This window comes from Mameliella sp. CS4, from assembly GCF_019392335.1.
Lineage (GTDB): Bacteria > Pseudomonadota > Alphaproteobacteria > Rhodobacterales > Rhodobacteraceae > Antarctobacter.
The window spans coordinates 1-238 of record NZ_JAHXRQ010000283.1; the positions used below are offsets into that span (position 1 = coordinate 1).

Annotated in this window: 1 protein-coding gene; it reads left to right on the forward strand. The window is 68.9% G+C overall.

The genetic code is table 11. From position 1 onward, the window contains the following. Window positions 1–238: DDE-type integrase/transposase/recombinase (locus KZZ07_RS27405; protein ID WP_219520200.1), on the forward strand; the 238-nt coding region annotated here is incomplete at both ends.

Genomic DNA, 238 nt, shown 5'->3' on the forward strand with positions numbered 1-238 from the left:
GTGGCCCGGCTGATGCGGGCGATGGGCTTGGCTGGCGTCGTCCGAGGGCGGAAGGTCCGCACCACCGTCCCAGATCCGGCAGCGGCCTGTCCGCGCGACCGGGTCAATCGTCAGTTCAAGGCCGCGTGCCCGAACCGGCTATGGGTCGCGGATTTTACCTACGTGGCGACCTGGAGCGGCTTCGTCTACGTGGCCTTCGTGATCGACGTCTTCGCCCGCCGGATCGTGGGCTGGCGTG